General features: G+C 63.5%; 20 protein-coding genes and 2 pseudogenes. 11 read left to right on the forward strand and 11 right to left on the reverse strand.

Features of this window, described 5'->3' with window-relative positions; genetic code table 11:
• Window positions 1-36: 36 nt before the first annotated feature.
• Window positions 37-255: pseudogene (locus tag HMPREF2760_RS05535) on the forward strand (transposase); the annotation flags it as partial.
• A 106-nt stretch (window positions 256-361) separates the two neighbouring features.
• Here HMPREF2760_RS05535 and HMPREF2760_RS05540 read toward each other — a convergent pair.
• Window positions 362-1,191: pseudogene (locus tag HMPREF2760_RS05540) on the reverse strand (IS256 family transposase); the annotation flags it as partial.
• A 177-nt stretch (window positions 1,192-1,368) separates the two neighbouring features.
• On the opposite strand from HMPREF2760_RS05540, the gene purT reads away from it, so the two are divergent.
• Window positions 1,369-2,715, forward strand: coding sequence for a formate-dependent phosphoribosylglycinamide formyltransferase (purT, locus tag HMPREF2760_RS05545; RefSeq protein WP_070596806.1), 1,347 nt, complete (start codon window positions 1,369-1,371; stop codon window positions 2,713-2,715).
• Window positions 2,716-2,721: 6 nt separating this feature from the next.
• On the opposite strand, the gene HMPREF2760_RS05550 is transcribed toward purT, so the two are convergent.
• Window positions 2,722-3,549, reverse strand: coding sequence for a PRD domain-containing protein (locus HMPREF2760_RS05550; protein ID WP_070596807.1), 828 nt, complete (start codon window positions 3,547-3,549; stop codon window positions 2,722-2,724).
• Window positions 3,550-3,720: 171 nt separating this feature from the next.
• A complete protein-coding gene (locus HMPREF2760_RS05555) occupies window positions 3,721-5,829 on the reverse strand; it encodes a glucose PTS transporter subunit IIA (protein WP_070596808.1) in 2,109 nt (702 codons plus the stop codon).
• 347 nt (window positions 5,830-6,176) lie between these two features.
• Here HMPREF2760_RS05555 and pta point away from each other — a divergent pair, with 347 nt between their 5' ends.
• Window positions 6,177-7,541, forward strand: coding sequence for a phosphate acetyltransferase (gene pta, locus HMPREF2760_RS05560; protein ID WP_070596809.1), 1,365 nt, complete (start codon window positions 6,177-6,179; stop codon window positions 7,539-7,541).
• Window positions 7,542-8,762, forward strand: a complete 1,221-nt coding sequence (locus tag HMPREF2760_RS05565) for an acetate kinase (protein WP_070562459.1) — start codon at window positions 7,542-7,544, stop codon at window positions 8,760-8,762.
• Window positions 8,763-8,786: 24 nt separating this feature from the next.
• Here the strand turns inward: HMPREF2760_RS05565 and HMPREF2760_RS05570 are convergent, their stop codons facing one another.
• The 3 genes from HMPREF2760_RS05570 to HMPREF2760_RS05580 are packed head-to-tail and all read right to left on the reverse strand — an operon-like array spanning window position 8,787 to window position 13,926.
• A complete protein-coding gene (locus HMPREF2760_RS05570) occupies window positions 8,787-11,399 on the reverse strand; it encodes a tetratricopeptide repeat protein (RefSeq protein WP_070596810.1) in 2,613 nt (870 codons plus the stop codon).
• Window positions 11,399-12,490 (reverse strand): glutamate ABC transporter substrate-binding protein, encoded by a 1,092-nt coding sequence (locus HMPREF2760_RS05575; protein WP_070596811.1) that lies wholly within the window; start codon window positions 12,488-12,490, stop codon window positions 11,399-11,401. The genes HMPREF2760_RS05570 and HMPREF2760_RS05575 overlap by 1 nt, the downstream gene beginning before the upstream one ends.
• Window positions 12,490-13,926: a hypothetical protein gene (locus HMPREF2760_RS05580; RefSeq protein WP_070596812.1), complete on the reverse strand. Its 1,437-nt coding sequence runs from the start codon at window positions 13,924-13,926 to the stop codon at window positions 12,490-12,492. Before HMPREF2760_RS05580 ends, HMPREF2760_RS05575 begins: the two co-directional genes overlap by 1 nt.
• 84 nt (window positions 13,927-14,010) lie before the next feature.
• Between HMPREF2760_RS05580 and HMPREF2760_RS05585 the strand changes: the two genes are divergently transcribed.
• Genes HMPREF2760_RS05585 through HMPREF2760_RS05600 form a run of 4 tightly spaced genes read left to right on the forward strand, consistent with a single transcriptional unit; the run spans window position 14,011 to window position 17,413 of the window.
• On the forward strand, window positions 14,011-14,499 hold the full coding sequence (locus tag HMPREF2760_RS05585; protein ID WP_070596813.1) for an NUDIX domain-containing protein: 489 nt from the start codon (window positions 14,011-14,013) through the stop codon (window positions 14,497-14,499).
• Window positions 14,500-14,538: 39 nt separating this feature from the next.
• The gene (locus HMPREF2760_RS05590; protein WP_070522620.1) at window positions 14,539-15,477 is read left to right on the forward strand and encodes an ABC transporter ATP-binding protein; all 939 of its coding nucleotides are present in this window, start codon (window positions 14,539-14,541) and stop codon (window positions 15,475-15,477) included.
• The gene (locus HMPREF2760_RS05595) at window positions 15,477-16,241 is read left to right on the forward strand and encodes an ABC transporter permease (protein WP_070522625.1); all 765 of its coding nucleotides are present in this window, start codon (window positions 15,477-15,479) and stop codon (window positions 16,239-16,241) included. The genes HMPREF2760_RS05590 and HMPREF2760_RS05595 overlap by 1 nt, the downstream gene beginning before the upstream one ends.
• Window positions 16,238-17,413, forward strand: a complete 1,176-nt coding sequence (locus HMPREF2760_RS05600; RefSeq protein ID WP_070522628.1) for a multidrug effflux MFS transporter — start codon at window positions 16,238-16,240, stop codon at window positions 17,411-17,413. Before HMPREF2760_RS05595 ends, HMPREF2760_RS05600 begins: the two co-directional genes overlap by 4 nt.
• Before the next feature lie 171 nt (window positions 17,414-17,584).
• Here HMPREF2760_RS05600 and HMPREF2760_RS05605 read toward each other — a convergent pair whose 3' ends face one another.
• Genes HMPREF2760_RS05605 through HMPREF2760_RS05620 form a run of 4 tightly spaced genes read right to left on the reverse strand, consistent with a single transcriptional unit; the run spans window position 17,585 to window position 21,482 of the window.
• The gene (locus HMPREF2760_RS05605; protein WP_070522631.1) at window positions 17,585-19,048 is read right to left on the reverse strand and encodes a phospholipase D-like domain-containing protein; all 1,464 of its coding nucleotides are present in this window, start codon (window positions 19,046-19,048) and stop codon (window positions 17,585-17,587) included.
• 6 nt (window positions 19,049-19,054) lie between these two features.
• Window positions 19,055-19,864 carry an exodeoxyribonuclease III gene (locus tag HMPREF2760_RS05610; protein ID WP_070522635.1) on the reverse strand — a complete coding sequence of 270 codons (810 nt, stop codon included), beginning with the start codon at window positions 19,862-19,864 and terminating at the stop codon, window positions 19,055-19,057.
• A 5-nt stretch (window positions 19,865-19,869) separates the two neighbouring features.
• On the reverse strand, window positions 19,870-20,868 hold the full coding sequence (locus tag HMPREF2760_RS05615) for an N-acetylglutamate synthase, CG3035 family (RefSeq protein WP_070522638.1): 999 nt from the start codon (window positions 20,866-20,868) through the stop codon (window positions 19,870-19,872).
• Window positions 20,868-21,482 (reverse strand): peptide deformylase, encoded by a 615-nt coding sequence (locus tag HMPREF2760_RS05620; RefSeq protein ID WP_070522995.1) that lies wholly within the window; start codon window positions 21,480-21,482, stop codon window positions 20,868-20,870. Before HMPREF2760_RS05620 ends, HMPREF2760_RS05615 begins: the two co-directional genes overlap by 1 nt.
• Before the next feature lie 16 nt (window positions 21,483-21,498).
• Between HMPREF2760_RS05620 and HMPREF2760_RS05625 the strand changes: the two genes are divergently transcribed.
• From HMPREF2760_RS05625 to HMPREF2760_RS05635, 3 genes are read left to right on the forward strand one after another with little or no spacing between them, the layout of a single operon-like run.
• On the forward strand, window positions 21,499-21,753 hold the full coding sequence (locus HMPREF2760_RS05625) for a DUF3263 domain-containing protein (RefSeq protein WP_070522640.1): 255 nt from the start codon (window positions 21,499-21,501) through the stop codon (window positions 21,751-21,753).
• Between the two features lie 26 nt (window positions 21,754-21,779).
• Window positions 21,780-22,529, forward strand: a complete 750-nt coding sequence (locus tag HMPREF2760_RS05630) for a LytR C-terminal domain-containing protein (protein WP_070522998.1) — start codon at window positions 21,780-21,782, stop codon at window positions 22,527-22,529.
• Window positions 22,530-22,577: 48 nt separating this feature from the next.
• Window positions 22,578-23,714, forward strand: coding sequence for a glutamate--cysteine ligase (locus HMPREF2760_RS05635; protein ID WP_070522642.1), 1,137 nt, complete (start codon window positions 22,578-22,580; stop codon window positions 23,712-23,714).
• Window positions 23,715-23,880: 166 nt separating this feature from the next.
• On the opposite strand, the gene HMPREF2760_RS05640 is transcribed toward HMPREF2760_RS05635, so the two are convergent.
• Window positions 23,881-25,104 (reverse strand): glycosyltransferase 87 family protein, encoded by a 1,224-nt coding sequence (locus HMPREF2760_RS05640; protein ID WP_070522645.1) that lies wholly within the window; start codon window positions 25,102-25,104, stop codon window positions 23,881-23,883.
• Window positions 25,105-25,138 lie beyond the last annotated feature (34 nt).

Consider the following 25,138-nt stretch of genomic DNA (forward strand, 5'->3'; position numbering starts at 1 on the left):
TAACCCCCGACGTGTCTACTTTCCGGGGGTCAGGTCCTAGACGAGCTCGCCCAACTGGGGCGCCCACTGTGGCGTCGACGCAAAGATGTGCTCGCCTACTTTGATATCGGTGCATCCAACGGCCCCGTCGAGGCAATCAACGGCAGACTCGAACACCTACGCGGCATCGCCCTAGGTTTCAAAAACCTCAACCACTACATCTTGCGGTGCCTGATCCACTCCGGACAACTACAGGACAAAATCAACGCACTCTAAAACCGGAAGGGCCGGTTAAAGGACAGAAAGTGTGTCCGCACACATTGATTTCCAGCACCTGAACTGCAGAGAGTGTCCGATTGTTTGTGTGCGGTGTTTTGGTTTTTAAGTAGTCCGCTAATCGGGCGGGGTATGCCACAGCTAGTTGGTTGACGGCTTGTTTCCACCCGGTGGCTTTCGCTCCTTCAATATAGCCATTGCATTCGATGTCGCGCTTCGCTTTTTCGCTCGCTGGGCAGCGCGCTTGTCCTCGATGTTGCAGATCATCAACCACAGCGTTTTCAGCGCCGCGGTGTCGTTCGGGAATTGCCCGCGGTTACGGGTAGCTTTACGCAGTTCAGCGTCGAGCGATTCGATCGAGTTTGTGGTGTAGATCACCCGGCGAGCCGCTGGCGGGAACTGCATAAACGGCACGAACCGGTCCCAGGCGTCGCGCCAGACTTTGACCGATTGCGGGTATTTACGGCCCAGTTCACTGGCTTCGAACGCGTCCAGGGCGTCGCGGGCAGTGTCCTCGTTGGCGGCCGTGTAGACCTCACGTAACGCACGGGAGACACCTTTGTGGTCCTGATACGACACCCACCGGTTCGCAGCTCGGTTCAGGTGCGCAATACAGGTCTGCACCATGGAATTCGGCCAGGTAGCCTCCGCTGCTTCCGGCAAGTCTTTGAGCCCGTCGTAGCACACGATGAACGCGTCTTGGACGCCACGGTTGGTCAGATCTGCGCAGACTGATGCCCAGAAGGCGGCACCTTCATTGTCAGCGATCCACAATCCCAGGATGTGCTTGATGCCGTCGATGTCCACACCGATTGCCATATAGCAGGCCTTATTGACCACGCGGTGGCCATCGCGGATTTTCACGCGTAGCGCGTCGAGGAATACCACTGGGTAGAACTCGTCGAGTTGGCAGTTTTGCCAGATCAGCACCTCATCAGTCTAAAGACCAGGATCCCTTTTCCACCGTTTCCCTGCGGTGAGGGAGGGGGCTTTGGTGATCCTAGGGTTCGGGGCGTGGCGCTGGCCAGCCGCTGCCCGGTGGGGTTGGGATGGTGGGATTTGGGGGGGACGTCGCCAAGCAATGCAGCGCCAGAAGTATGCGATAATTCGAGAATGATTACCGTAGGCGACATCGCAGGCCAGATCGGAACCCCTCTGACAGGAAACGCCACCAAGGTGCTGCTCCTGGGAGCGGGCGAGCTGGGCAAGCAGTTGGTCATTGCCTTTCAGAACTTAGGGCTTGAGGTCCACGCCGTGGACCGCTACGCAGGAGCACCCGCGCAGCAGCTTGCGCACTTTAGCTATATTGCAGACATCAGGGACCCGCACAAGGTGTGGGAGCTGACCGAGCGCATCAAACCGGACTACGTGGTCCCGGAAGTGGAGACCGTCGCGGTGGAGGCGCTGAAGCGGATTGAGGAATTCGGCACCACCGTTGTACCCTCGGCGCGGGCGTGTGAGCTAACACAGTGCCGCGAGAGCGTTCGTGAGGTGGCTGAGAGCATCGGCCTGCCTGTCACGGCCTATCGCTTTGCTGAGTCCGCTGAAGAGTTGCAGGACGCGGTGGGGGAGCTGGGGCTGCCGTGCATCGTGAAGCCGGATATTACGACCTCCGGGAAGGGACACGTCCTTCTTAAGGAAGAAGAGGACGTGGCGGAGGCGTGGTCCATGGTGCGCCACGTGTCTTCGGAGTATAAGCGCGTGGTGGTGGAGCGCTTCGTTGACTTCGATTATGAGGTCACGCTGCTTGCTGTGCGCTCTATTGACCCGGCCACGGGCAAGATGGCCACGTGGTTCAGTGAGCCCATCGGCCACCGCCATGAGAACGGTGACTTGGTGGAATCCTGGCAGCCCATGGCGATGAGTGAGGACGCCCTGGCGAACGCGCGCTCCGTTGCAGCGCGTATTTCTAATGAGTTGGGCGGGCGTGGCGTCTACGGCGTAGAGCTCTTTGTGGCGGGCGATGAGGTGTACTTCTCATCTGTCTCGCCGCGTCCTTTGGATACCGCCATGCTGACTGGGTATACGCAGCGCTTCTCCGAGTTTGAGCTGCACGTCCGTGCGATTCTGGGCTTCCCTATTGACGTGACGTTGGTCAGCCCCGGTGCTGCGGTCATTCTGCACGCGGACGCTGAGCTTGATGACGTCTCCTTTACCGGCCTCGACACCGCCCTTTCCTACGAGGAGACGGATGTGCGTCTGTTTGGTAAGCCGTGGGCCTACGCCGGCCGACGCATGGGCATGGTGGCCACGACTGCTGAGGACGTTGAGACCGCCCGCGACAGGGCAGCGCTGGCGGCTGGAAAGATCACTGTCGGGCCGAATGCTGATAGAACCGTTCACGGTGACTCGCAGCCCGTGGAGACGAACGCCACTGCCGTCTCCGATATTGAGGTCATTGAGGTTCCGGAACCGGTTGTGGACGTCGACCCGAAGCTGACCCGCTCTGCCGATGACTAGGCCTAGTTAAGCGGAGGACTCCTCTAGCCGCGCGATATGCAGCGTCAGGTAGGAGACTTCATCGGGGGTTAATGCACTGTCGAGGCGCAGCTCAATCAGGTTAGCCACCATCTGGGCAGTCTCGACGGCATCGGGGTAGCGTGCGGAGATGGCGGTGGCCACCTGGCGGTCGTCGGAGTCGAGCTGTTGGTGTTCCGCCATGCGTACGAAGAGGTAGCGGAGGTGCGTGATGAAGCGGGCGACGGAGATGTCCTCGCTGTTGAGCTCCGTATCGTTGTGGGAACCGATGACGGCCAGGATCTGTTGGATGAGGCCCGTCATGCGGTAGGTGCCGGAGAGATCCCCCACCGCGAAGCCGGCGTTGACCAGGTGCAGGGTGATGGCCACGGCTTCGTCAGGAGCCAGTGGTTTGTGCAGGCCGCTGTTGATGGCGTCGAGAAGCCGTTGCGCCAGGGCAAAGTCATCGGCGTAGAGGTGGCGCACCTCAGCTTCCAATGGATAGGACACGGTGTTGCCGCGGCTGACCGCGCCGTGGATGTGATCCGCAATAGCCACGACCAGCGTGAGTTTGCTGCGCAGTGCCTCAGACATGTCGACGGAGTGCATGGCGTCGATGACCAGCTGGACGTATTCGCCGGGAATGCCGGCGATCATGGCGGCGAGGTGGTCCGGATCGCGGCCGGAATCAGGGACGAAGACCTTCACCACCTTGGCCGGGTCAACCTCAGTGCCAGGTTTGGCTTGGAAGCCGATGCCGCGGCCGGTGACAATGACGTCCTCCGCGCCGCGCCGTGCGAGCACGACGTTGTTATTGAACACGCGCAACAGTTGCACAGGGCACCTTTCTGGTTGAGCTTAACCGGTTAAGGCTAGCCGGTTGGGGCTAGCCGGATCAGGCTAGTCGGTTGGGGTGAAAACGACTAAAGCCAGCCACGATGGTAGATACATCGAGCCAGCTTAGTCAGGGTTCGTCAAAGGCGTGCTAAAGGTTCCCTAGTGGGTCCTTTAGCGGGTCGTGGTGATGACCGTATCGCCAGCGGCGGCGTGGTTGAGACCAGCCGGGGTGACGGCGGACAGCGCCTTGGTGTTGGTCACGGCAAGGACGATGGTGGTGTCGTAGCCGGCTTCGGTGACCTTGGCGAAGTCAACGGTGGCAAGCAGCTCGCCCTGCTTGACCGTGTCGCCCTTCTTGACGGCCGGGGCGAAACCTTCGCCCTTCATCTTCACGGTGTTGATGCCGATGTGGACGAGGACCTCCACGCCGTCTTCAGTCTTGATGCCGTAGGCGTGGCCGGACTTCATGGCACTCATCACGGTGCCGCTGACCGGGGCGTAGACTTCGTTGTTTTCGGGGACGATGCCCACGCCGTCGCCCAGGGTGCCGGCGGAGAAGACCGGGTCATCGATATCAGCCATGGGAACAACCTTGCCGGCAGCCGGGGAGGCGATGTCGGTGGTGGTGCCAGCGGCAGGCTCAGCGGCCTTGGCCGGGGCGTCAGCCTTGGTGGCGGTTGCGGTGGCGGCACCGGCGCCAGCGCCGGCAGCGGCGGTTGCTGCGGGGGCGTCGGCAAGCGCGGCGTTGTCGGCGGTGTTGGCGTTGTCGAGCTCGGCCTTCTCGGCTGCCTCGCGGGCGGCCTTAGCCTCAGCGCGCTCCTCCGGGGTGCGGTAGTCGGTGAAGAGGATGAGGAAGAAGGCCACGAAGAAGGCCACTGCGATGGCGATGGCGTACTTGGCCATCGGGGTGAAGACCGGGATGGTCAGCAGGGAGGTGAAGACGAAGGCGTCGGTAGTAATGCCGTTCGTGCCCAGGGTCAACAGGGCCACGGTCAGGCCACCAGCGAAGCAGCCCACCAGCATGCGCGGGTAAATCCTCTTGTAGCGCAGGTGGATACCGTAGAGGGAAGGCTCGGACACGCCGCCGAGCAGGCCAGCCAGGAGGGCAGAGCCGGAGGTCTGACGCATCACGGTGTCGTGGTCACGGATGGACAGTGCCAGCACGCCAGCGGTAGCGCCGAAGCAGGCGAAGTTCCATGCGCCCATCGGGCCCTGGATGAAGTCATAGCCCAAGGTTTGAATGTTGACCAGCATGAGGGCGTTGAGCGGCCAGTGCAGGCCCAGCGGGACGAGGAACGGGTAGAGCATCGGGATAGCCAGGGCGAAGACGAACGGAACGTTGTCATTCATCCAGGACAGGCCAGCGCCAATGCCGTTACCGGCCCACACGCCGAACGGGCCAATGAGGAAGGCGGTCAGCGGGATGACGAAGAGCAGGGTGAGGAAGGGGACGAAGACCATGTGCACCGCGGACGGGATGATCTTCTGGAAGCCCTTGTAGAAGAGTGCGGCGACGGCCGCCATGATGAGCGGGACGAAGACGTTTCCGCCGTAGTCCTGCAGCTGCATGGTCAAGCCGAAGATTTCGATGGAGCACTGCTCAGCGCCGAGGGTGTCGTTGGTGACGCACTGGACGGCGGGGTTCTCCGAAAGATTCAGGAACTCCGGGGTGAAGAGCGCCGCCATGATGGTGGCTGGGACCCACGGGTCGATGCGCAGCTTCTTACCAGCGTTGTAGGCCACCATCACCGGCAGGAAGTAGAACACGGAGCGCCACATGGCGTCCACGAAGAACCAGGAGGCAGGCTTGTCCGGGGAACGGAAGTCCACGACGCCGAAAGCGTCCAGGACGGAGGCGAAGGCGATGATGAGGGAAGCGCCCAGCAGCACGCCCAGAATCGGGCGGAAGGAGTCAGAAAGGTACTCGAAGAAGGCGTCCATCCACGGCAGCTTGCCCTTGGACTTGGCGCGGGCGGCGGCCTTGACATCGTCATTAGTTTGGCCGCCGGACTGGTTGCGGTTCTTCATCTGCGGGAGGGCCTTGATCTCGTCATAGACCGTGGCCACGTCACCGCCGATGACAACCTGGTAGTTGCGGCCGCCCTGGGGCACGGCACCCATGACCTTGGGGATGGCCTCGAGTGTTTCCTTGTCTGCCTTGGAGGCATCAGCCAGCTCAAAGCGCAGGCGGGTGGCGCAGTGCGTGAGAGAGGTGATGTTCTCCGCCCCGCCGATGCCATCCAGGATGGCCTCGGCTGCCGAGCGAATATCAGTCGACATGAGAATCCTTTCGCGAGTTAAGGGCCTGTGAAAACCACAAAAGACCTAGGCCACAATGGTTCATAGCGAACCATCCCCACGCGGCTAAGAGTGGGGAGCCTAGGTCTTGCCCGAAGTAACAATCCTGGTTAGGAGCCTACTCCGGGTGCTCACGGGAGACAAGTTACTGTGGGATAGCACACTGTGGTTCCGGGATAGGTGTCGGTGGCCTGGGAAGTTGATGAGGAAAAGCGTCAAGCGGGCGGCGAGCAGGGATGTGTTCCCGTACTGTGAAAGTGTCGTAGTGTCACTGTGTGTCCCAAATTGTGACCCCGGGTACACACCTTCTATGCAGAGAAAGGTTGGTCATGACCGCCAAGTCCTCACGCAATTCTGCCTTTATCAGCGTCATCGGGCGCGGCTTCGACGGCTTGGACGTTGCTGCTGTGGCTCAGGAACTAGGAGCCACCTTCGCCCAGGTCGATGACTTGGGAACCACGCTCAGCGAGGTTTTGGACAACGCCCCCGCGGGCAACCTGGTCCTTCAGGGAACAGGCGTTATGGACTTTGACGCCAAGGCCGCAGCCGCTCTGGGCCTGCCCTTCGTGCTGGTTTCCGACGCGCCTGACCGCGCCGCAGAGCTGGCACTGGAGCACGCGCGCTCGGTGGGCGCCACCGTGGTGGGCGCGGTGGGCGACGTCTCCTCCGTCCCCAGTGCGATTTCCTCCCTGGAGGACATCGAGCCCTATATGTGCGCCGAGCTCTTCCAGAAGCAGCTTCTGGATCAGGCCCGCGAAATCGGGGCGCACATCGTGCTGCCGGAGGGCGAGGATGACCGCATCCTTCAGGCCGCGGGGGAGCTCATCAAGGGCAAGGTGGCGAAGCTGACGATTCTGGGTGACGGGGACGTCGAAAAGCGCGCCCAGGAACTCGGGATCGACCTGAGTAGCGTGGAGATCATCAACCACCTGGAATCCCCGTTGGCGGAGGAATTTGCAGCGGACTTTGTGGAGCTGCGCAAGAAGAAGGGCGTGACGCTGGAGCAGGCGCGCGAGACCATGAAGGACGTGTCCTACTTCGCCACGATGATGGTGCACAAGGGCTTGGCCGATGGCATGGTCTCCGGCGCGGCGCACACCACGGCGCACACCATTAAGCCTTCCTTCCAGATCATCAAGACCAAGCCGGAGGCTTCCGTGGTTTCCTCCATCTTCCTCATGGTGATGCCGGGCCGCCTGTGGGCGTTCGGTGATTGCGCGGTGAACCCGAACCCGACCCCGGAGCAGCTCGGCGAGATCGCCATCGTGTCCGCGCAGACCGCGGCACAGTTTGGCCTGGACCCGCGCGTGGCGCTGCTGTCCTACTCGACGGGTACCTCGGGCGCTGGCCCGGACGTGGAGAAGGTGACGCAGGCCGTCGAGGTGGCTCGCGGCATCGATTCTTCCGTGGCGGTGGATGGTCCGCTGCAGTTCGACGCTGCCTGTGACCCCGGCGTGGCCGCCAAGAAGGCGCCGGAATCTGACGTTGCGGGTAAGGCTACGGTCTTCGTCTTCCCGGACCTGGAGGCCGGCAACATTGGTTATAAGACGGCGCAGCGCACCGGTGGCGCGTTGGCGGTGGGCCCGATTCTGCAGGGGCTGAACAAGCCGGTCAATGACCTCTCGCGTGGCGCGACCGTTCCGGACATCATCAACACGGTGGCTATCACCGCTATCCAGGCAGGGGTGAAGTAGATGGCGTACGTACTCGTTCTCAATTCGGGTTCCTCCTCGGTTAAGTTCCAGCTGGTGGACCCGGAAAGCTCGGCCACGGATACCCCGCTGGTCTCCGGCTTGGTGGAGCAGGTCGGAGAGCCGCAGGGTGCGGTGACCGTCAAGACGGGCGGTGAGGAATACAAGGAAGAGCTGGAGATTCCTACCCACTCCTTCGGCCTCGACCGCGCGTTCGGCATCATGCACGAGCACGGCGTGGGCCCGACGGATGTCGAGGTCATCGCCGTGGGCCACCGCGTTGTGCACGGTGGGCGCCTGTTCAGCGAGCCGCAGCTCATCGTGGACCAGATTGAGTCCATGATCGAGGACCTCATCCCGCTCGCGCCGCTGCACAACCCGGCCAACCTGGACGGCATCCGCGTGGCGCGCAAGCTGCTGCCGGATATCCCGCACGTGGCGGTCTTTGATACGGCCTTCTTCAACCACATGCCGCCGGCGGCCGCGCTCTATGCCATCAATAACGATGTGGCCTCGCAGTACGATATCCGCCGCTACGGCTTCCACGGAACCTCCCACGAGTTCGTCTCGCAGCAGGTGCCGAAGCTCTTGGACCGCGACCCGGGCCACGTCCACCAGATCACGCTGCACCTGGGCAACGGTGCCTCGGCGGCGGCGATTCGCAACGGCCGCCCGATTGATACCTCGATGGGCCTGACCCCGTTGGCGGGTCTGGCCATGGGCACGCGCTCGGGCGATATTGACCCGGGTATTATCTTCCACCTCTCCCGTGAGGCAGGGATGTCGATCGATGAGATCGATAACCTGTTGAACAAGCGCTCCGGTGTGAAGGGCATTGCGGGTGTCAACGATTTCCGCGTGCTGCGCGAGCGCATCAACAACGAGGACCAGGATGCCTGGCTGGCCTATAACATCTACATCCACCAGCTGCGCCGCTTCATCGGTGCATACATGATTGCGCTGGGCCGCGTGGACGCGATTACGTTTACCGCCGGCGTGGGTGAGAACGATACTGAGGTCCGCCAGGATTCGCTGTACAACCTGGACATGTACGGCATTGACTTCGATAAGGAAGCCAACCTCGTGCGCTCGAAGGAGCCGCGCATGATTTCGACCGCGGATTCCCAGGTCAAGGTCTTCGTGGTGCCGACCAACGAGGAGCTGGCCATCGCGCAGAAGTCCGCGGGCATTGCGGCCATGGCTCGGGAGGCGGGCCTGTACTAGGCCGGGCGTCGGCTATGCCGACGTCTAGAACATCGTGACCGGGCGGACCTTATTGGCCAAGTCCACCAGCGCGTAGCGGTGGCGGGCAAACGGTGCCTGGCGGGCCAGTGCCCGCAGGGTATCCGCCAGGCCATAGCGCAGGCCGCGCTGGGTAAAGGGGAACTCGAAGAGGTCGTTGGGGGAGGCCGCGGCGTCGAGATCTGCCTCGCGCAAGAAGGTCAGCCCGGCGGAGATGACCGCAATTTTGATCTGCAAGAAGCGCGGCTCGTTCTGCGGAATCTCCTCCAAGCGGCGGGCGGCACGGCGGATGCGGGACTCGGAGAGATCGTGCACGATGAGCTGCAGGACCGTGGTCAAGCGGGCCATGCGGTGATGGCGCGACGCATTGGGCACCTTATCCAAGGTAGCCACGGCGAGCTCAACCTGGTGCTCGGCGCGCAGCTGGCGGGCCAGGCCGAAGGCGGAGGAGACCGTCGTCGGGTTCGTGGCCCACACGATGCCGTAGAGGCGCAGCGAGTTGAAGCGCAGGTGGGCCGGATCATCGGTGACGTGGTCCCAGATGCCGGGCTGATCCTCGAAAGCATCGTTGGGCAGATCCGCCAGCGACGTAGTGAGGTTGGCGCAGGCGCGGGCGACGGAGGCGTCGATAAGCGCGGCTTCCGAAAAACCCAGCTGCTGCAGGATGAGCTCGTTGACCGCGCCGATGGCTAGTTTGGGGGCAGCCTCACCGGGCAGCACGTCGAGGACGTGGGCGAAATGGGCCTGGGCCTCGCGGTACTTATCCAGCAGCAGCTCGGTCACGCCCGAGTACCAGTGGAAGCGCCAGTCCTTGCCCAAGCGCTCCTCGATGGAGGTCAGCCACTCGCGTGCCTGGCCGATGTATCCCAGATCAATCATGGCGCGCACCACGCCGAGGGGAATCTCCGCGGACTCCTCGTACTCCGGGGTCTGCATGGCCTGGCGCAGGGTTTCCAGCGCTTCCTGCGGCTCGGTGTAGGAGGAACCCTGCAGCAGCGGGGCGCCGATATCGGAGCGGACGATGAGCGGGATGGGCAGCGCGGAGACCACCTCGGGGGCGGTGATGCGCACGGTGCGGTCGATGCCGTCGATGAGCTGGTCGGTGCGGAAGACCAAGTGCTTCGTGCCGAAGGTCGTACGCTGCGGGGAGAAGACGGAGTGTTGGGCTGGGTGCTGGATGCCATCGCGCAGCGCGATGACCTCACGCAGCACTCCGAAGAGCTGGTTGCGGAGCTCGGACACGGACGCGAAGCGCTGCTCCGGGTCAGGATCGGTAGCGCGCAACAGCAGGCGGTAGAAGGAGAGGTAGCGGCGCAGCAGCGGCTCCTCGGTAGGGGAGGGTAGGCCGGGCTTATAGACGCCATCCTCCACCGGCAGCTTCAACGTCAAGCAGGCCAGTGTGCGGCCGATGGAGTAAATATCGCTGGCCACCGAGGGGCCCTGGGTGGCGATCTCCGGGGCCTGGAAACCCTGTGTGCCATAGATGTGGCCGAAGGCGCCGATGCCGGAGACCGCGCCCAGATCGATGAGCTTGACCTGGTCCTCGGTGACGATGATGTTGGAGGGCTTCAAATCGTTGTAGACCACGCCGCGGGCATGCAGGTAGTCCAGGGCGGGCAGGATTTCCAGGATGTAGGCAATCGCGGTGTCGACCGGGAAGCGGTCATTGACTTGGTCGTTGCGGCGCTGCTTGAGCGAGGGGCCGCCCACGTATTCCATGACGATGAAGCCGCCGGGGACGCGGGGGTCATCGATGAAGTTGAAAATCTTCACGATATTCGGGTGTGTGATGTCCGCGAGGAACTCGCGCTCCGCCTCCGCAGTCGCTGTCTCTTCGGCGGAGTTGGTGGATTGCATGCCCTTGAGCACCACGATGCGCCCGGAGACGAAGTGGTCATTGGCCAGGTAGATCCACCCCAACCCGCCATGGGCGAGCACGCCGAGGATTTCATACTGGCCGGCCACCATGTCGCCCGGCTTGAGCTGCGGGGGTGCGGCGCGGGGCGCATCCTTCGGATCGATGAGCGCCTCGCTGGGATCTACCGGGACCACGAAGGGCAAGGTGGCCATGCCATCGGCCACCTCGCGGTCGGTGCGCTTGGTGGCGCGGCGCTGGCGGAAGGTATCGAGCGCGCGGCGTCGCGAGGCCCGCGAGGGGTCCTCTGCTTTGCGACGATCACGCAGCTGCCCCAGCTCCTCGATGAGTGCCGCGATGTTATCCGAATCGACGTATTCGCCGTCGTCGGGTTTGCCCGTCGCGGTGCCATGCGCGCCGGGGCGGTCCGCTGGGGAGAGGACGGCGCCGGTGGCGCCGAGGTCCTCCTCCTCGAGGTCATCCGCGAAGGGATCGAAGGGGACTGCCGCGGTGCGGTCGGAGGCTTCCGCGTTGTTGGCGCCGGGCGCTGTTCCCGGATCCCCTGGTTCCGCAGGCGAGGCGCCGAGGTGGTGGTCCTCCGAAAAATCATCGTCCTCATCGGCGAAGGGATCGAAGCGCACGGCCTGGGTGGCGTCGGCAGCTTCGGGCTCCACGGCTCCGGGATCTGCGGCTTCGGGCTGCGCGTCTTCGTGCTCTTCGGGCGTGAGGTGGTCGAGCTCATCCTCGCTGAAGCGGTGCGACATTAGTGCCCCTCCTTCTTCTCACCGGGCTGGTTGCTGGTTGGGGAACTCGGCTGCGATTCCGTCGCGGGTGGAGTCTCATCGAGGTACTTCGGTGCCGGGAGCAAAGGCTGTTCCATATAATCCCCCAACCACGTGCTGAAGAGCTTCTGCCAGGTCCCGTCCTTGCGGATGCGCTCCAGCGTGGAGTTGACCTGGCGGATGAGCGGGCGCGAGTCATAAGAGCCATCGGGTTTGCGCACGGCTACGCCATAGCTTTGGCTTTCGAGGGGATCGCCGACGATCTCCGTGTAGCGATCCTGCGCCAGCATCCCGGAGAGCAGGGCATCATCCACCACGATGCCGTCCGTTTGCCCCAGCTGCAGCGCCATGAGGCAATCGCCCCAGGCGCGGGTCTCCAAGATATCGGAAGTAGGCGCGTGCTTGCGTATCGCGTCCACCATGGTGGAACCCTTCGTCGCGCACAAGGTCAACCCGGCGGTATCCGCGATGGAGTGAATGCCGGAGTTCTTCAGCACCAGCAAGCGGGCATCCGTTTGCATATAGGGAATGGAGAAGGCGACTTCGCGCTGGCGTGTGGGGCTGATCGTCATGGTGCGGATGACGATGTCCACCGTGCGGTCGTTGAGGGCACGCGCGCGCTCGGAAGCTTCCACGAAGCGGAAGTCCACCTTGTTGGGATCCCCAAAGATATCGCGTGCAATTTCGCGGGCGATGTCGACCTCGAAGCCGCGGACCTCGCCGGTGGCGGTATCGCGGTAGCTGAGCAGGTTATTGGAGCGGTCCACGCCCACGATGAGCCGGCCGCGCTCCAGGATCTTGGGCACGCGCTCCTTCGGCGTCTTATCGTCCGGGCGGTAGGAGCCGTAGGCTTCGGCATCGCTTTGCTTGGACACCTCACCGCTGCCTGCGGGCTCGATGATGGCGTCCTCCGGCAGCGGCGGGCCCGGCGTGGAATCGAGGTTCGCGGTAGACGGCAGGATGGGATCCGGCGCGCTGGGCGGCTCCGGCTCGCAAGCGCTGAGCGCCACGGCGCTGCTGAGCACGAGCAGGGACACGGTCCAGGCTGGGCGTTTCGTGGTAGGGCGGCGCATCACAGGTACTCCTGCAGACGGGGGCGGATTCCCAACCACACAGCGATAATCGCGCCGAAGGTAGCCAGGAGCACGCCGGTAGACACCATGGTCATGGCGTTGAGCCCCTGGACCAGGTAGATGCGCATGGCGTCGCGGGCCTGGTCGATGAGCGCGGCCAAGGAATTATCCACGGCGTTGAAGGCGCTGGCGGCGGTGGGGTCACCGTCCGGATCGATGGCGGTGGCCTGGTACAGCGCGGCATCGTAGTCACCCATGGAGAGATCCTCCATGAAGTTCTCGTGCGTGGTCGTCCAATCCTCCACTGCCTGCTTCGCGTGGGGAATCAGGGTGGGATCGGAGGAGGGGAAGTCGTCGTCGACAAGCGCCTGCTCATAGTCCCGCAGGGCCTGGTTGACGGAGTACACCGTGGAATTAAAGTGCACGGACATGTCCTGCTGAGAGGAGCGCAGGACCAGGGCGAGGGTCTCCGAGGTGCGCATCTGCTGGGCCTCGATGCGGGAGGCGGTCAGCGAATCCCAGGGGCGCGACACCGTTTCGAAACCCTGGTGGCCCGAGGCCCACGTGGCGAAATTGGAGGCGGAGGCCCACACCAGCGCCAGGAACAACAGCCCCGTGGCCACCACGAAACCGCGGTTGAAGCGGCGGCGGGTCAGCCGCCATAGCCACCACTGCGCCAGGCCGAGGAAGATGAGCGCGGCGACCAGACCAGATAGTGGCACCCACTGCGGGCGGGTCAGGCGCTGCTGCTGTTGGCTCACCTTTTCCGACGTCAAGGTGAACAGCTCCGCGGCGGCGGGGAGGATCTGGGTCCGCATGAGCGCCGAGGCGTTCGACATATAGGAATTCGCCACGGCGTGGCCCGCGCGGTGATTGACGCGGGCCTTTTCCACGAGCGCGGTATACACCGGCAGCTTGCGTTGGATAAACGTGACGAGCTCGCGCACGCGCTCATCCTCCGCGGAGGTGCCCACGATGGCCTCCGTGGCGGCGACGGAGGCGGCATCGATGGCCTCGTTATAGCGGTTGCGGTTCACCTCCGGCTCCACACCCGCCTGCACGAAGCCGGTGGTGGCCACGGTATCCGCCAGGGACAGGTTGGTGTAGAGGTGGTGAGCCGCATTCGACATCGGCTCGGTGGAGGTCAGCAAGGTATCCAGGTCATCGTGCCTTGAAGCCGAGGATGAAGACATGGAAAAGCCGGCCGCCGCGAGCGCGACGGTGAGGATGACGGTGACCGTAAAAAGCTTGCCGGGCGTGGTGGCCGCGAAGCTATAGAGGCGCCGGATGACGCGCGCGGGGCCGGCGAAGGAGCTCATGGCCAGCTGCGTCGGGCGGCTAAACGCCGGGCTGGCGGGCTCGGTGACTTCATCGAGCCAGTGATCGCCCCATGATTCGGGGGAGTGCTCGCGCAGTTCGGTGGCCGGGCCGGTCATTCCCTTAGGATAGCGCCCTTGAGCGCGTCGCGCGATGATTTGGGGCAGGGTGGCGCGGGCTGCTTCTGACGTATCGTGGAAGGCATGTGTACACGCGTAAACCCAGAACTCTCCGGTGATGGCTGGTCTAAGGGGCCGGGCGGGGTGCCGGTATGGGGCAAGTTTGGAGCTGCTGGCCTTTTCTTGGTGGCGGGGGATGAGGTGTTGCTCCAGCACCGTGCCACGTGGACGAATAATGGCGGGACCTGGGGAATTCCGGGCGGGGCGCGGGATAAGCCGGAGTCCCCGGAGCAGGCAGCGCTGAGGGAGACGGCGGAGGAAACCGGAATCTCGGCCTCAGACGTCGAGGTGCTGGATGCGCTGGTCACCTCCGGGCCCTTCGAGGAAGGCTGGACCTATACCACGGTGTTGGCGCGGACTGTCTCGGGCCAGCGGCTGGAGACGACCGCCAATGCGGAATCCGCCGAGCTGCGCTGGGTGCCGTTTAACCAGGTAGAAGAGCTAGATCTCTTGGCTCCCTTCCGGGAAGCGCTGCCGCGGCTGCTGGAGCGCTGGGAGGAAATCAGCAGCTGATACAGGCGCGCGGCGGGAACCTGTGGCACGCTGTAGGGCATGATTGAAGTAGCCGGACTGACCAAACAGTACAAGTCTGTCCGCGCCGTCGATGACCTCACCTTCCAGGTGAAGCCGGGACAAGTGACCGGCTTTCTGGGGCCTAACGGCGCTGGAAAATCAACGACGATGCGCATGATCCTGGGCTTGGACAAGCCCACCGCTGGCACCGCCCTGGTGCACGGCAAGCCCTACCGCGAGCTGAAAAACCCGCTGCGTGAGGTGGGCGCGCTTCTCGACGCTAAAGCGGTCCACGCCAACCGCACCGCCGCCAATCACCTGACGTGGATGGCGCAGGCTAATGGCATTCCTACTTCCCGCGTCGATGAGGTGCTGGGGCTTGTGGGCTTGGCTGATGTGGCAGGCAAGAAGGCCGGCGGCTTCTCCCTCGGTATGGGCCAGCGCCTCGGTTTAGCGGCCGCCCTGTTGGGGGATCCGGGCGTGCTGATCCTGGATGAGCCGGTCAACGGCCTAGACCCGGAAGGTATTCGCTGGGTGCGCTCGCTCGTGCGGGCGCTGGCGGCGGAGGGCCGCACGGTGCTTATCTCTTCGCACCTGCTGGCGGAGATGGCGCAAACCGCGGACCACCTCGTGGTGATTGGCCGCGGAAGGCTCTTGGCTAATCAACGCACCTATGACTTTGTCAAGGAAAACTCCAGTGCCTCGGTTATCGTGCGCTCGGAGCACCTGCGCGAGTTCGGCTCGGCGCTGAAGGAAGCCGGCATCACGTATAGCGAGTCGGTTGATGAGGAGCAGCGCCGCACCTTGGTTATTCCGAACCAAACCACGGATTACGTGGGTCAGCTGGCTTACTCCACGGGTGTGCCGCTGACGGAATTGACGCTCCACCGCGCCTCGCTGGAAGAGGCCTACGTGACTATGACGGAACGCGCGGTGCAGTACCAGGCGGCGGCACCGAAGGAAGAGGTACAGCGCTAATGTTTTTCAACACTGTGCATGCGGAGTGGACGAAGCTGCGCACGACGAAGTCCTTCTGGTGGACCACGGCCCTCATCATTCTCATCGTGACCGGATGGACGCTGCTGAACTCGCTGAACGCGGGCGAGGCGGTGCTGGGCATTAGCCCGCTGCAGGAGCGGGCCTTGGCCTCCATCCTCTTGCTCATGGGCATGCCGATCATAATGATCCAGGGCGCGATGGTGGTGACCACGGAATACCGCTATAAGACGCAATCCTTGACCTTCATGACCAACCCGAAGCGCTGGACAGTGGCCTGTGCCAAGCTGCTGCTCTACGGCGTGATCGCGGCCATCATTGCTTTCTTGAGCCTGGTGTACATCTTCGTGTTGGCGGATATGACGACCAACGAATCGGCGGCGGAGGCTTTCCAGCCCTTTGCCAGCGAGGACGGCAAGTACATGCTGTGGTCCTTCCCTCTCGCGGCCTTCGGCGTGGTTGCCTTCGTGCAGGGCCTGGGCATGCTGTTGCGGCAGACCGCCGGCACGGTGGCGATTTCCCTCATCTTGTACTTGGGGTTGGAAAACATCGTGCGTGTGCTGCCGACGGTGGGCGATAAGGCCATTCACTTCATGCCCTTTACTGCCTTCCAGAACTGGGCGGTGAACTATGTAGATGAGAACGCGCCGTGGTCATCGGTAGGATTTGAGGCCCTCGTCTTCTTCGGTTGGGCCGCGGTGCTGTGGATTTTCGGCGTCATTGTGCTGGAGCAGCGCGACGCGTGATTCCTTTTCCACTCCTGGCTACATTGGCGCTGTTGTCCGCAACAGCGCCTTTTGCCACTGATATGTACTTGCCGGTGATGCCGGAGATCCTCGCCGATCTGGGCACCACCCGGGCGATGGTCCAGCTGACCATCTCAGGCTTCTTCATCGGCATGGGCGTGGGACAGCTGGTGATGGGCCCGCTTTCCGACGCCATCGGGCGCAAACGCCTCCTCATCGCCGGTGCCTGCCTCGCGCTAGTGGCCTCCGTGTTGGCGGCGCTGGCTCCGACCGCCACCGTGCTCGTGGCCGCCCGCGTGCTGCAGGGCCTCGGCGGCGGCGCGTGCGTGGTACTGGCCCGCGCGGTGGTACCTGACCTCGTGCACGGCGCGGCTGCCGCGAAGGCGTATTCGCTGCTCATGGCGCTGCAGGGCATCGCGCCGGCGGTGGCCCCAGTGCTCGGCGGTGTTCTGGCGGAGCCGCTGGGCTGGCGCGGCATCTTTTGGGTGCTCGCCGGGCTGCATGCGGTGCAGTTGGTGCTGGCGATTGCCATCGTTCCGGAAACCGCGGGTGGGCGCTCCCGCGCCGGGCTGTTCCGCACGGTGGCGGGCAACTACTGGGCGGTCCTGACCAATGCCCGGGTGTGGGGCTACCTGGTGACCATGGCCTTCGGTTTCTGCTCGATGTTCTGCTACATCGCGGCCTCGGCCTTCGTGGTGCAAGACCAGTGGGGCTTTTCGCCGCTGGGCTATTCGCTGGTTTTCGGCATCAACTCCGTGGGCCTCTTTATGGCCACGCTGGTGAATTCGCGGGCGATGGATTCGGTCTCCCCGGCGGTCATGCTGCGCATCGGTGTTTGCGGCGTTCTTGCGTGTGGGGTGTTCTTGTTGCTGGCGGTGCTGCTCGGCGCCCCGGTGTGGGCGTGCCTCCTCGTGCTCTTTGCGTGTGTGGCGCCGACCGGCTTCATCATGGGCAACGCCACCGCGCTGGCGACGGGCCTCATGCGCCCGCGCGCGGGCAGCGTGTCCGCCATCATGGGCTTTGGTCAGTCCTTGCTGGCCAGCGCCATCAGCCCGCTGATGGGATGGGGCTCAAATGCGGCGCTGACCATGGCCACCGGAATGGTGTGCTGCAGCTTCATCTCGCTGTGCGGCCTTGTGGTGTCTACGCGGCTGGCCCGCGGCGCCGCTTAGTACGCACGGCTTAGCGCACGGCGCCTTGCAAACGGCGCCCTGCAAAAGGCATCAGTCAAAGGGCGTCTTTGCCTCTGAAAACGCCTTTTGCGGGCGCTAGATGGCGTTTTTAGGACCAAAAACGCCTTTTGGTGGACGCCTTCTGGGAGATGCCTTTTGCTTTTGGTGGGTCTACTGCAGGGCGGAGGTTAGGCGCATGACGTTGTCCACGTAGCGGCGCAGCAGGCCGCGCTCGTTCCACTCCTCGAGGGTGAGCTCGTGGCAGACCTTCTTGTAATTCCTCGCCAGCTGGGTGAAATCCTCGATGAGGTCGCCCTTGGCCACCAGCATCGTTGATTCATAGTTGAGGCCGAAGGAACGCATGTCCATGTTGGAGGAACCAAACATGCACAGTGGGTCGCGCTCCGGAAGATTCGGGTCCGCCAGGATGAACTTGGAGTGCAGCACGAAGGGCTCGGGGAATTGGAAGATCCGCACGCCAGCCTCTAAGAGCGCCTGGTAGTAGGAGGACTGCGCGTGGTTGACCATGAACTGGTCCGCCTTCGCTGAAACCAGGAGCTCCACCTCGACGTCGCGGTAGCACGCGGTGGTGACCGCTTCCAAGAGGGACTCGTCCGGAACGAAGTAGGGCGAGCAAAGGATGAGCTTCTCCTTCGCGTGGTGCACCACCGAATTGAACATACGCAGGTTAGGTTCCGTGGTGTAGCCGGGACCGGAGGGGACCAGCTGGAGGTGGTTGGAGTCCGCGGTCATGGCGTCGTCATAGGGCTGCATGTCCAAGGACAGCTGCTCCTCAGATTCCAGGTACCAATCCACCGCGAACACCGAGGCCAAGGACGTCACCACAGGGCCGGTCATCTCGACCATGTAGTCGATCCATGCGCGGTCCTTCGTCTTGTATTCGCGCTTAATCATGTTCATCGAGCCCAAGAAACCCGTGTGGCCGTCGATGACCACGATCTTGCGGTGATTGCGCAGGTCCGGGCGGCGGAAGCGGCCCTTATGCAGCTGCAGCGGAAGCATGAGCCGCCAATCGACGTCTATCTCGGTGAGGCGTTTGCCCAGCGTGAAGTAACCCTTGTACTTCAGGCTGCCGATCTGATCCAGCAGCAGCTTGACCTCCACGCCGCGCTGGCGGGCACGGGCGAGGGATTGGAAGAAGACATCGGTCACCTCATCCCAGGACTGGATGTAGATTTCAATGAGCACGTATTTCTCAGCGCGGTCCACGGCCCGCGCCATGGCCAGGATGGCCTCCTCATAGGAGGCGTGCAAGCCCTTGTTATGCCCAATCAGAGCCGGGTGCCCGGTGAGGTTGCGGTTGAGCTGGATGAGGGATTCCACCTCCGGGGAGAGGCGGCCCGAGGGGTGGTTGGGGGTGGAGGCGGTGACGTCGTTAAGCAGCGCGTTGGCCTCTTGCTGGATGCGGTGGCGCCGGCGGTTGATATAGGGCGAGCCCATGAGCAAGAACAGGGGCAGGCCCACGATCGGCAGCACCAGAATGGCCAGCAGCCAAGCGGTGGAGCTAGACGGGCGGCGGCCTTCGGGGACCACGCCGATGGCGATGATTTTGATGCCGTAGTCAATGATCAGCAGCACAAGCTGCCAGACGGAGAGATCGATGTTGAGGTTCATGGCAGGCTAGCGCACCGACGCGAAATCGGGGACATCGAAATCCGCGATCAGTGGCACGTGGTCGGAGGTCTTGTCGCCGGCGCGCTCAACCATGTCCACCTGGGCACCTTGGACCAGACGTGCAAGCGGCTCGCTGGCCAGCTGGAAATCGATGCGCATGCCCTCGTTTTTCTGGAAGCGCAAGGACTTGTAATCAAAGTAGGTCCAGCGGTCTTCCTCGGTGAAGCGGCGTGTGACCTCCTCAAGCCCGGCTTCCTCCAACATCTGGAAGGCCGCGCGCTCCGGTTCGGTGACGTGCGTTTTGCCGCGGAAAAGGGACATATCCCAGACGTCCTCATCGCGCGGCGCAATGTTGAAGTCACCCGTGAGCAAGAGTTTCGACTGCGCCCGAGTCTCCGCATAGCGCGCCAAAGAGTAGAGGAAGTCCAGCTTGTAGTCGAAGTGGCGGTCCGTGATCTCGCGTCCGTTGGGAACGTAGAGGGACCAGATCTCAATCCCGCGGATGCGGGCCGATACCGCCCGAGCCTCGCGCGCTTGCTCCTTGGCGGGGTCCTTGTGGAACCCCGGCTGACCGGGGAAGAAGGTCTGGACCTCCTCCGGCTCCTCCTTAGACACAATGGCCACGCCATTCCACTGGTTCAGCCCGTGGCAGGTGACGTGGTAGCCGGCCTCCTCAAAAGGCTCGCGGGGGAACTTCGCATCCGCCACCTTGGTTTCTTGCAGGCAGAGCACGTCGATGTCGTGCTTGGCCAGAAGATCCACCGCGCGCTGCGCGCGGGTGCGAACGGAGTTGATGTTCCACGAAGCTATGCGCATGTGGTTTAGGGTACTTGAGGCAGGCGGCGGGCGTAACGGTGGCGGTGCTGCTCTAAGAAGCCGAGCTTCTCGTAGAGGCGAATGCCTGCCGTATTGTGCGCCACGACCTGCAGGTAGGCCTTCTCCGCGCCCTGTGCCTTGCCCCAGGCCAGCATGTGCGCGCCCAGCGCGGTGCCCAGGCCCTTGCGGCGCCAGCCTTCGGCCACCTCCACGGCGGAGTAACCCAGCCACACGGTGCCGTCCCCGGATTCGGTGAGCGTGCCGCGGGTAATCGCGATAGTTTCGCCCGCAGGGGAGAGGAGGCGTCCGAAGCCCATCGTGCCCTCGATGTGGCTGCGCAGGTACTCCAGCGCCAGCGGTGGCAGGGCTTGGCCGCGGAAGTGATAGAGGTTGAGCCACTCGGCATCGGGTTGCTCATCGATGACGAAGTGGACGTCGGAAAGCGCCGGCAGCTCATCCAGGTCTCGGACCATCACCAGGATTTCCGGTTCGAGCTCCCACGCTTCGGGCTGCGCCGCCACGAGCTTCTCAGCAGACTTGCCGATGCGCTCCGGGATGGCCAAACACACCGGAAGATCGTGGCGTGCATAGAAGGCTTCAATCTCATCGAAAGGCACCGGCAGGAAACCCGCAGAAGGTCCCAGCGGCACCGCCGAATTGGAGCGGCCCGTCACGCCATCGCCCGCGCGCATGAGCCACTGGCCATCAGACGTCCACGTGTGCTCCTTGCCCGGGAAGGCGGCTGCGGTGGCGACCTCGACGGCGCGGATATCGGAATTGCGGATCGTGCGCGGGGAGAGGCGCTTAATAATCTTGAGCTGCTCCGGCGGGATCTCCACTGCGTCGAGCGAAGACGGGTAGCCGCCCACCTCCTGTGGGCGGATGACCAGCGGATCTACGCTGAGCACGTGGCCAATCACATCGCTGTGCACGCCGCCGAGATCGCGCCGGGCCACCACGCGCTCGCCCACCTGGACGGCATCGGAGCGGAAGATGCGGGACATTAGTCCTCGTGCCCGAAGGGGTCTTCGTCCTCGCCCGGAACCCAGGTGAGGCCGGCCTCGGTCCAGCCGTTGCGCTTAATAGCCTTCTTGGCCTGGCGCTTGTAGCGGCCGGTAAGCACGTCGGTGTAGACGAAGCCGTCGAGGTGGCCGGTTTCGTGCTGCAGCATGCGCGCGAAGAAGCCATAGCCCTCGATGGAGATGTCCTCGCCCTTTTCATTCTTGCCGGTCACGCGGGCCCAGTCGGCGCGGCCGGTGGGGAAGCCCTCGCCCGGAACGGAGAGGCAGCCTTCGTCCTCGGAACCGTCGTCAGCCGGCATGGTCTCCGGGATCTCGGAGGTTTCCAGCACCGGGTTGATGACGCACCCGCGGCGCATGCCGCCTTCGGGCAGCTCGGTGCCATCAGGCCCGTCGGTGTCGGGGCAGTGGTAGACAAAGAGGCGCTTGTTCACGCCGATCTGGTTTGCGGCCAGGCCAACTCCGTGCGCGGCGTCCATGGTTTCGTGCATGTCCGCGATGAGCTCCTGCAGCTCGGGGGAGTCGATGGGCTCGGTGACCGGCTCGGTGGGGTTGTGGAGGACCGGGTCGCCGTGGATAACGATGGGACGAATAGTCATGGAATACAGTTTAAGCATGCATTCCCTGTCAGACCTAGACGCCGCGATTTTGGAGTTCGAGTCCCACGCCCCGCGCGATATCGGCGCCAAGGAGGAGGCCATCCGCACGCAGCTGGACATTACTCCGGTGCGCTATCACCAACGCCTCAACGTGCTGCTCGACAACCCCGCCGCGCACGCCTCCTACCCGTTGCTGGTCACCCGTTTGCGCCGGCTTCGCGACGCCCGCGAGGACATCCGGCGCGCCGCACGCGACAATGCGCCGGACTAGGGCCCGCAGATACTAGAGTGACCAATGTGACTAATGTGAATCCGGAAAACTCTGCCTCGTCCGCTGACCGCGCGCGCCACGCCGCCGAGTCCGACTCGGCCGCCGCCCCGGCCTCCGCTAGCAAGCTCCCGCTGCGTGGTGTCGCTATGGTGCTCATCGCCGTGGCCGTCATGCTCGGCATGTGGGCTCTGTACGCCATGACCTCGGATAGCTCCGAGGACACCGCCCAGGACGCGCCCGCCAACGACGCCGCCGTGTCCGGACCCGCCACCGGTGGCGCCGAGGGCGACGCCCATACCGGCGGCGCTGCGGGCGAAGCCGACAAGAATAAGGACGCCGACGAGAACGAGCGCCCGGCTGATACCGACGCCGACTCGGAGAACGCAGCTGAGGCCGGCGCTGAGCATGGTGAGAACGCCGAGGCCGGTGCACCCGCAGGCAATGCCGATCGCCCGCAGGCGGAGATCCCCGTCAACGTCTACAACAACTCCGGCCGCGTCAACTACGCCGCCGATGAGGCCGAGCGCCTCAAGGGCGAAAAGTTTAAGGTCGCCGAGGTAGGAAACATCAGCGATGATGTCCTCGTCGCACCGCAGACCACCATCTTCTTCCCGCAGGGTGATGCCGCGGCCGAGAACCTGGCTAAGGAAGTCGCCGCCCAGTACTACGGCGGCAACGTTCCGGCGGAAGCCATCGCGCCGTACCCGGCCGAGCTGACCGGGGATTACACCAAGGGCGATGCCGTCGTCGTGGTCCTCGCCGTTCCCCAAGCCTAGGGAATAAAAACTTATTAAATTCACCCTGTTGGTGGATAGGATGAATGGGTGAATATTCCGGAAGAGAACTTCGCCCGTTCGCCCGAGCCCACGCTGGGCGTTGAGTGGGAAGTTGCCCTCGTTGACCCAGTGACCTGGGATCTCGTGCCACGCGGCGCCGAGCTTATCGACGTTGTCCGCGCCTCCCACCCCTCCGTGCACCTGGAAAAGGAATTCCTCCAAAACACGGTGGAGGTGGTGACCGGGGTGTGCCGGACGGTGCCGGAGGCGATGGGGGACCTTCGGACGTCGCTCAGCGCAGTGCGTGAGGCGGCCGATTCCATGGACGTGCGCCTGTGGGCCTCGGGCGGGCACCCGTTCACGGACTTCCGGAAGAACCCCGTCTCCGCCAAGGAGAGCTATTCCGAAATCATCAACCGCACACAGTACTGGGGCCAGCAGATGCTGCTGTGGGGCACGCACGTGCACGTCGGCATCAGCCACGAGGAACGCGTGTGGCCCATCATCAACGCGCTGATGACGAAGTACCCCCACCTGCTGGCCATTTCTGCCTGCTCGCCGGGGTGGGAGGGGCTCGATACCGGCTATGCCTCCAACCGCACGATGCTCTACCAACAGCTGCCCACCGCGGGCATGCCTTACCAGTTTGAGAATTGGGAGCAGTGGCAGGCCTACATGCGGGACCAGGCTATTTCGGGGGTCATCAACCACACCGGCTCGATGCACTTCGATGTTCGCCCGGCCTCCAAGTGGGGCACGGTGGAGGTGCGCATTTCCGACGCCGCCTCCAACCTCCGCGAGCTTTCCGCCATCGTGGCGCTGACGCATTGCTTGGTGGTGCACTATGACCGCATGATCGACGCGGGCGAGCAGCTGCCGACCCTCCAGCCCTGGCACGTGGCGGAGAATAAGTGGCGCGGCGCGCGCTATGGCATGGACGCGCTGGTCATCACCTCACGCGAGACCGATGAGCGCTGGATCAAAGACGAGCTGGCGGATCTCTTGGTGGAGCTGGCCCCGCTCTCAGAAGAGCTGGGCTGTGCCCGGGAGCTGCAGCTGGTGCAGGAAATCATCGATTCTGGGGCGGGCTATGAGCGCCAGCGCCGCTTGTACGAGGAGACCGGCAGCTGGCAGAAGGTGGTCAAGGCCACCGCGGATGAGATGGAGCAGCTCTTGCCGCTCTAGCCTGAGTACCGAACGATCAATTAAGGCCCGGAAACTGATGGTTTTCCGGGCCTTAATTGATCGAAACGTCCTTTTGGGAAGCTGCCTCGCCTCGACGAGGACGTTTCGATCAAATAGTGCGCCAAAACAGGCGGGTTTTGCCCTCTTATTTGATCGAAACGTCGCCCTAGTTCTCCGCCACCGCGCGCTTGCGCGGCGCGACGAATCCCCACACCGCGTAGACGGCGATGAAGACAACGCAGGACAGCGTCCACAGCGATGTCGCCCACGGCTGGAAGGACTCGATCGCATCGAGGTTGGCCGTGGACATGGTGAACCACACCGGCACCGACATAAACGGCAGCGACACCACGAACAGGGCCGCCACGGAGGCGAGTCCGGCGAGGTGCTCGCCGAACTTTCCGGACAGGCGCGCGCTAAGCGCCTGGTTGACCGATACGAAGACCATGACCACGAAGGGGATGGTCCACACGAAGTGGTGGTACCACGAGAAGGGGGAGACCAAGCAGGTGCTCAGGCCCGTCAGCGCGAAGGCCGCCGAGCGGTTGCCACGCAGGTATGCGGTACGCAGCGCCAGGCAGGTCAGCGCAAAGATCACGATGACCGCTAGCAGCCACCAGATGCCGCCGTCGACGCCTAGAACGCGGTACATGAGCGAGCGCAGCGACTTCGCGCCGGGGTTGGCGTGCTCGCCCACGCGGGAGGAGTTGAACATGGCGTCGGTCCAAAAATCCATCGCATCGGGCACGAAGAGGAAACCGAGCACCACGGTAACCAGGAAGGTGATGACCGCCCCCGCGGCGGCCCACCAGCGCTTCTCAAAGAGCAAGGCCAGCCCCATATAGGCCGGGGTCAGCTTGATTCCCGCGGCCAAGCCGATGCCAACGCCCGGCAGGCGGCGCTTGAGCGGCAGGAAATCTAGGGCCACGAGCAGCATCAAGAATACGTTGACCTGCCCGTAGTACAGCGAGCCGTGCATCGCCTCATTCGCCGGGGTCAGGGCGGTGAGCAGCACCGCTACCAGGACGGCCGCCGGGGTCATCTTCATGCCCCGCTCACGGAAGATCATGACGATGATCGCCAACACCGCTAGGAACATGAGCGAGGGCCACATAAAGGTCAGCGCGCCCTTGCTGAAGAAGGGCAAAACCTTAAACAGCAAACCCGCAAAGGGCGGGTAGGTGAAGGGGAACTCGAAGATGTAGGGGGCGTCGTAAAGCAGGCCGCCCGCGTTGAGGTCTTCGCCCGCCATGCGGTAGATGGAGAGGTCGAAGGGGAGGATATTGATGAAGGCATGGGGCCCATCGAACTGGCTGAACTTGTACACCATCACGGCGATGCACAGCGCGAGGACAGCGCATATCGTTGGTACGCCTTGCAGCTTCTTCACGTCGACTCTCCTCGGATGACCACCTATTATTGCC

The sequence above is a fragment of the Corynebacterium sp. HMSC065D07 genome (assembly GCF_001810695.1).
Taxonomy (GTDB): domain Bacteria; phylum Actinomycetota; class Actinomycetes; order Mycobacteriales; family Mycobacteriaceae; genus Corynebacterium; species Corynebacterium hesseae.

Coding starts and splice junctions, on each gene's coding strand:
- purT (WP_070596806.1), top strand. CDS start 1,369: ATGATTACCGTAGGCGACATCGCAGGCCAGATCGGAACCCCTCTGACA.
- HMPREF2760_RS05555 (WP_070596808.1), bottom strand. CDS start 5,829: ATGTCGACTGATATTCGCTCGGCAGCCGAGGCCATCCTGGATGGCATC.
- pta (WP_070596809.1), top strand. CDS start 6,177: ATGACCGCCAAGTCCTCACGCAATTCTGCCTTTATCAGCGTCATCGGG.
- HMPREF2760_RS05565 (WP_070562459.1), top strand. CDS start 7,542: ATGGCGTACGTACTCGTTCTCAATTCGGGTTCCTCCTCGGTTAAGTTC.
- HMPREF2760_RS05570 (WP_070596810.1), bottom strand. CDS start 11,399: ATGTCGCACCGCTTCAGCGAGGATGAGCTCGACCACCTCACGCCCGAA.
- HMPREF2760_RS05575 (WP_070596811.1), bottom strand. CDS start 12,490: ATGCGCCGCCCTACCACGAAACGCCCAGCCTGGACCGTGTCCCTGCTC.
- HMPREF2760_RS05580 (WP_070596812.1), bottom strand. CDS start 13,926: ATGACCGGCCCGGCCACCGAACTGCGCGAGCACTCCCCCGAATCATGG.
- HMPREF2760_RS05585 (WP_070596813.1), top strand. CDS start 14,011: ATGTGTACACGCGTAAACCCAGAACTCTCCGGTGATGGCTGGTCTAAG.
- HMPREF2760_RS05590 (WP_070522620.1), top strand. CDS start 14,539: ATGATTGAAGTAGCCGGACTGACCAAACAGTACAAGTCTGTCCGCGCC.
- HMPREF2760_RS05595 (WP_070522625.1), top strand. CDS start 15,477: ATGTTTTTCAACACTGTGCATGCGGAGTGGACGAAGCTGCGCACGACG.
- HMPREF2760_RS05605 (WP_070522631.1), bottom strand. CDS start 19,048: ATGAACCTCAACATCGATCTCTCCGTCTGGCAGCTTGTGCTGCTGATC.
- HMPREF2760_RS05610 (WP_070522635.1), bottom strand. CDS start 19,864: ATGCGCATAGCTTCGTGGAACATCAACTCCGTTCGCACCCGCGCGCAG.
- HMPREF2760_RS05615 (WP_070522638.1), bottom strand. CDS start 20,868: ATGTCCCGCATCTTCCGCTCCGATGCCGTCCAGGTGGGCGAGCGCGTG.
- HMPREF2760_RS05620 (WP_070522995.1), bottom strand. CDS start 21,482: ATGACTATTCGTCCCATCGTTATCCACGGCGACCCGGTCCTCCACAAC.
- HMPREF2760_RS05625 (WP_070522640.1), top strand. CDS start 21,499: ATGCATTCCCTGTCAGACCTAGACGCCGCGATTTTGGAGTTCGAGTCC.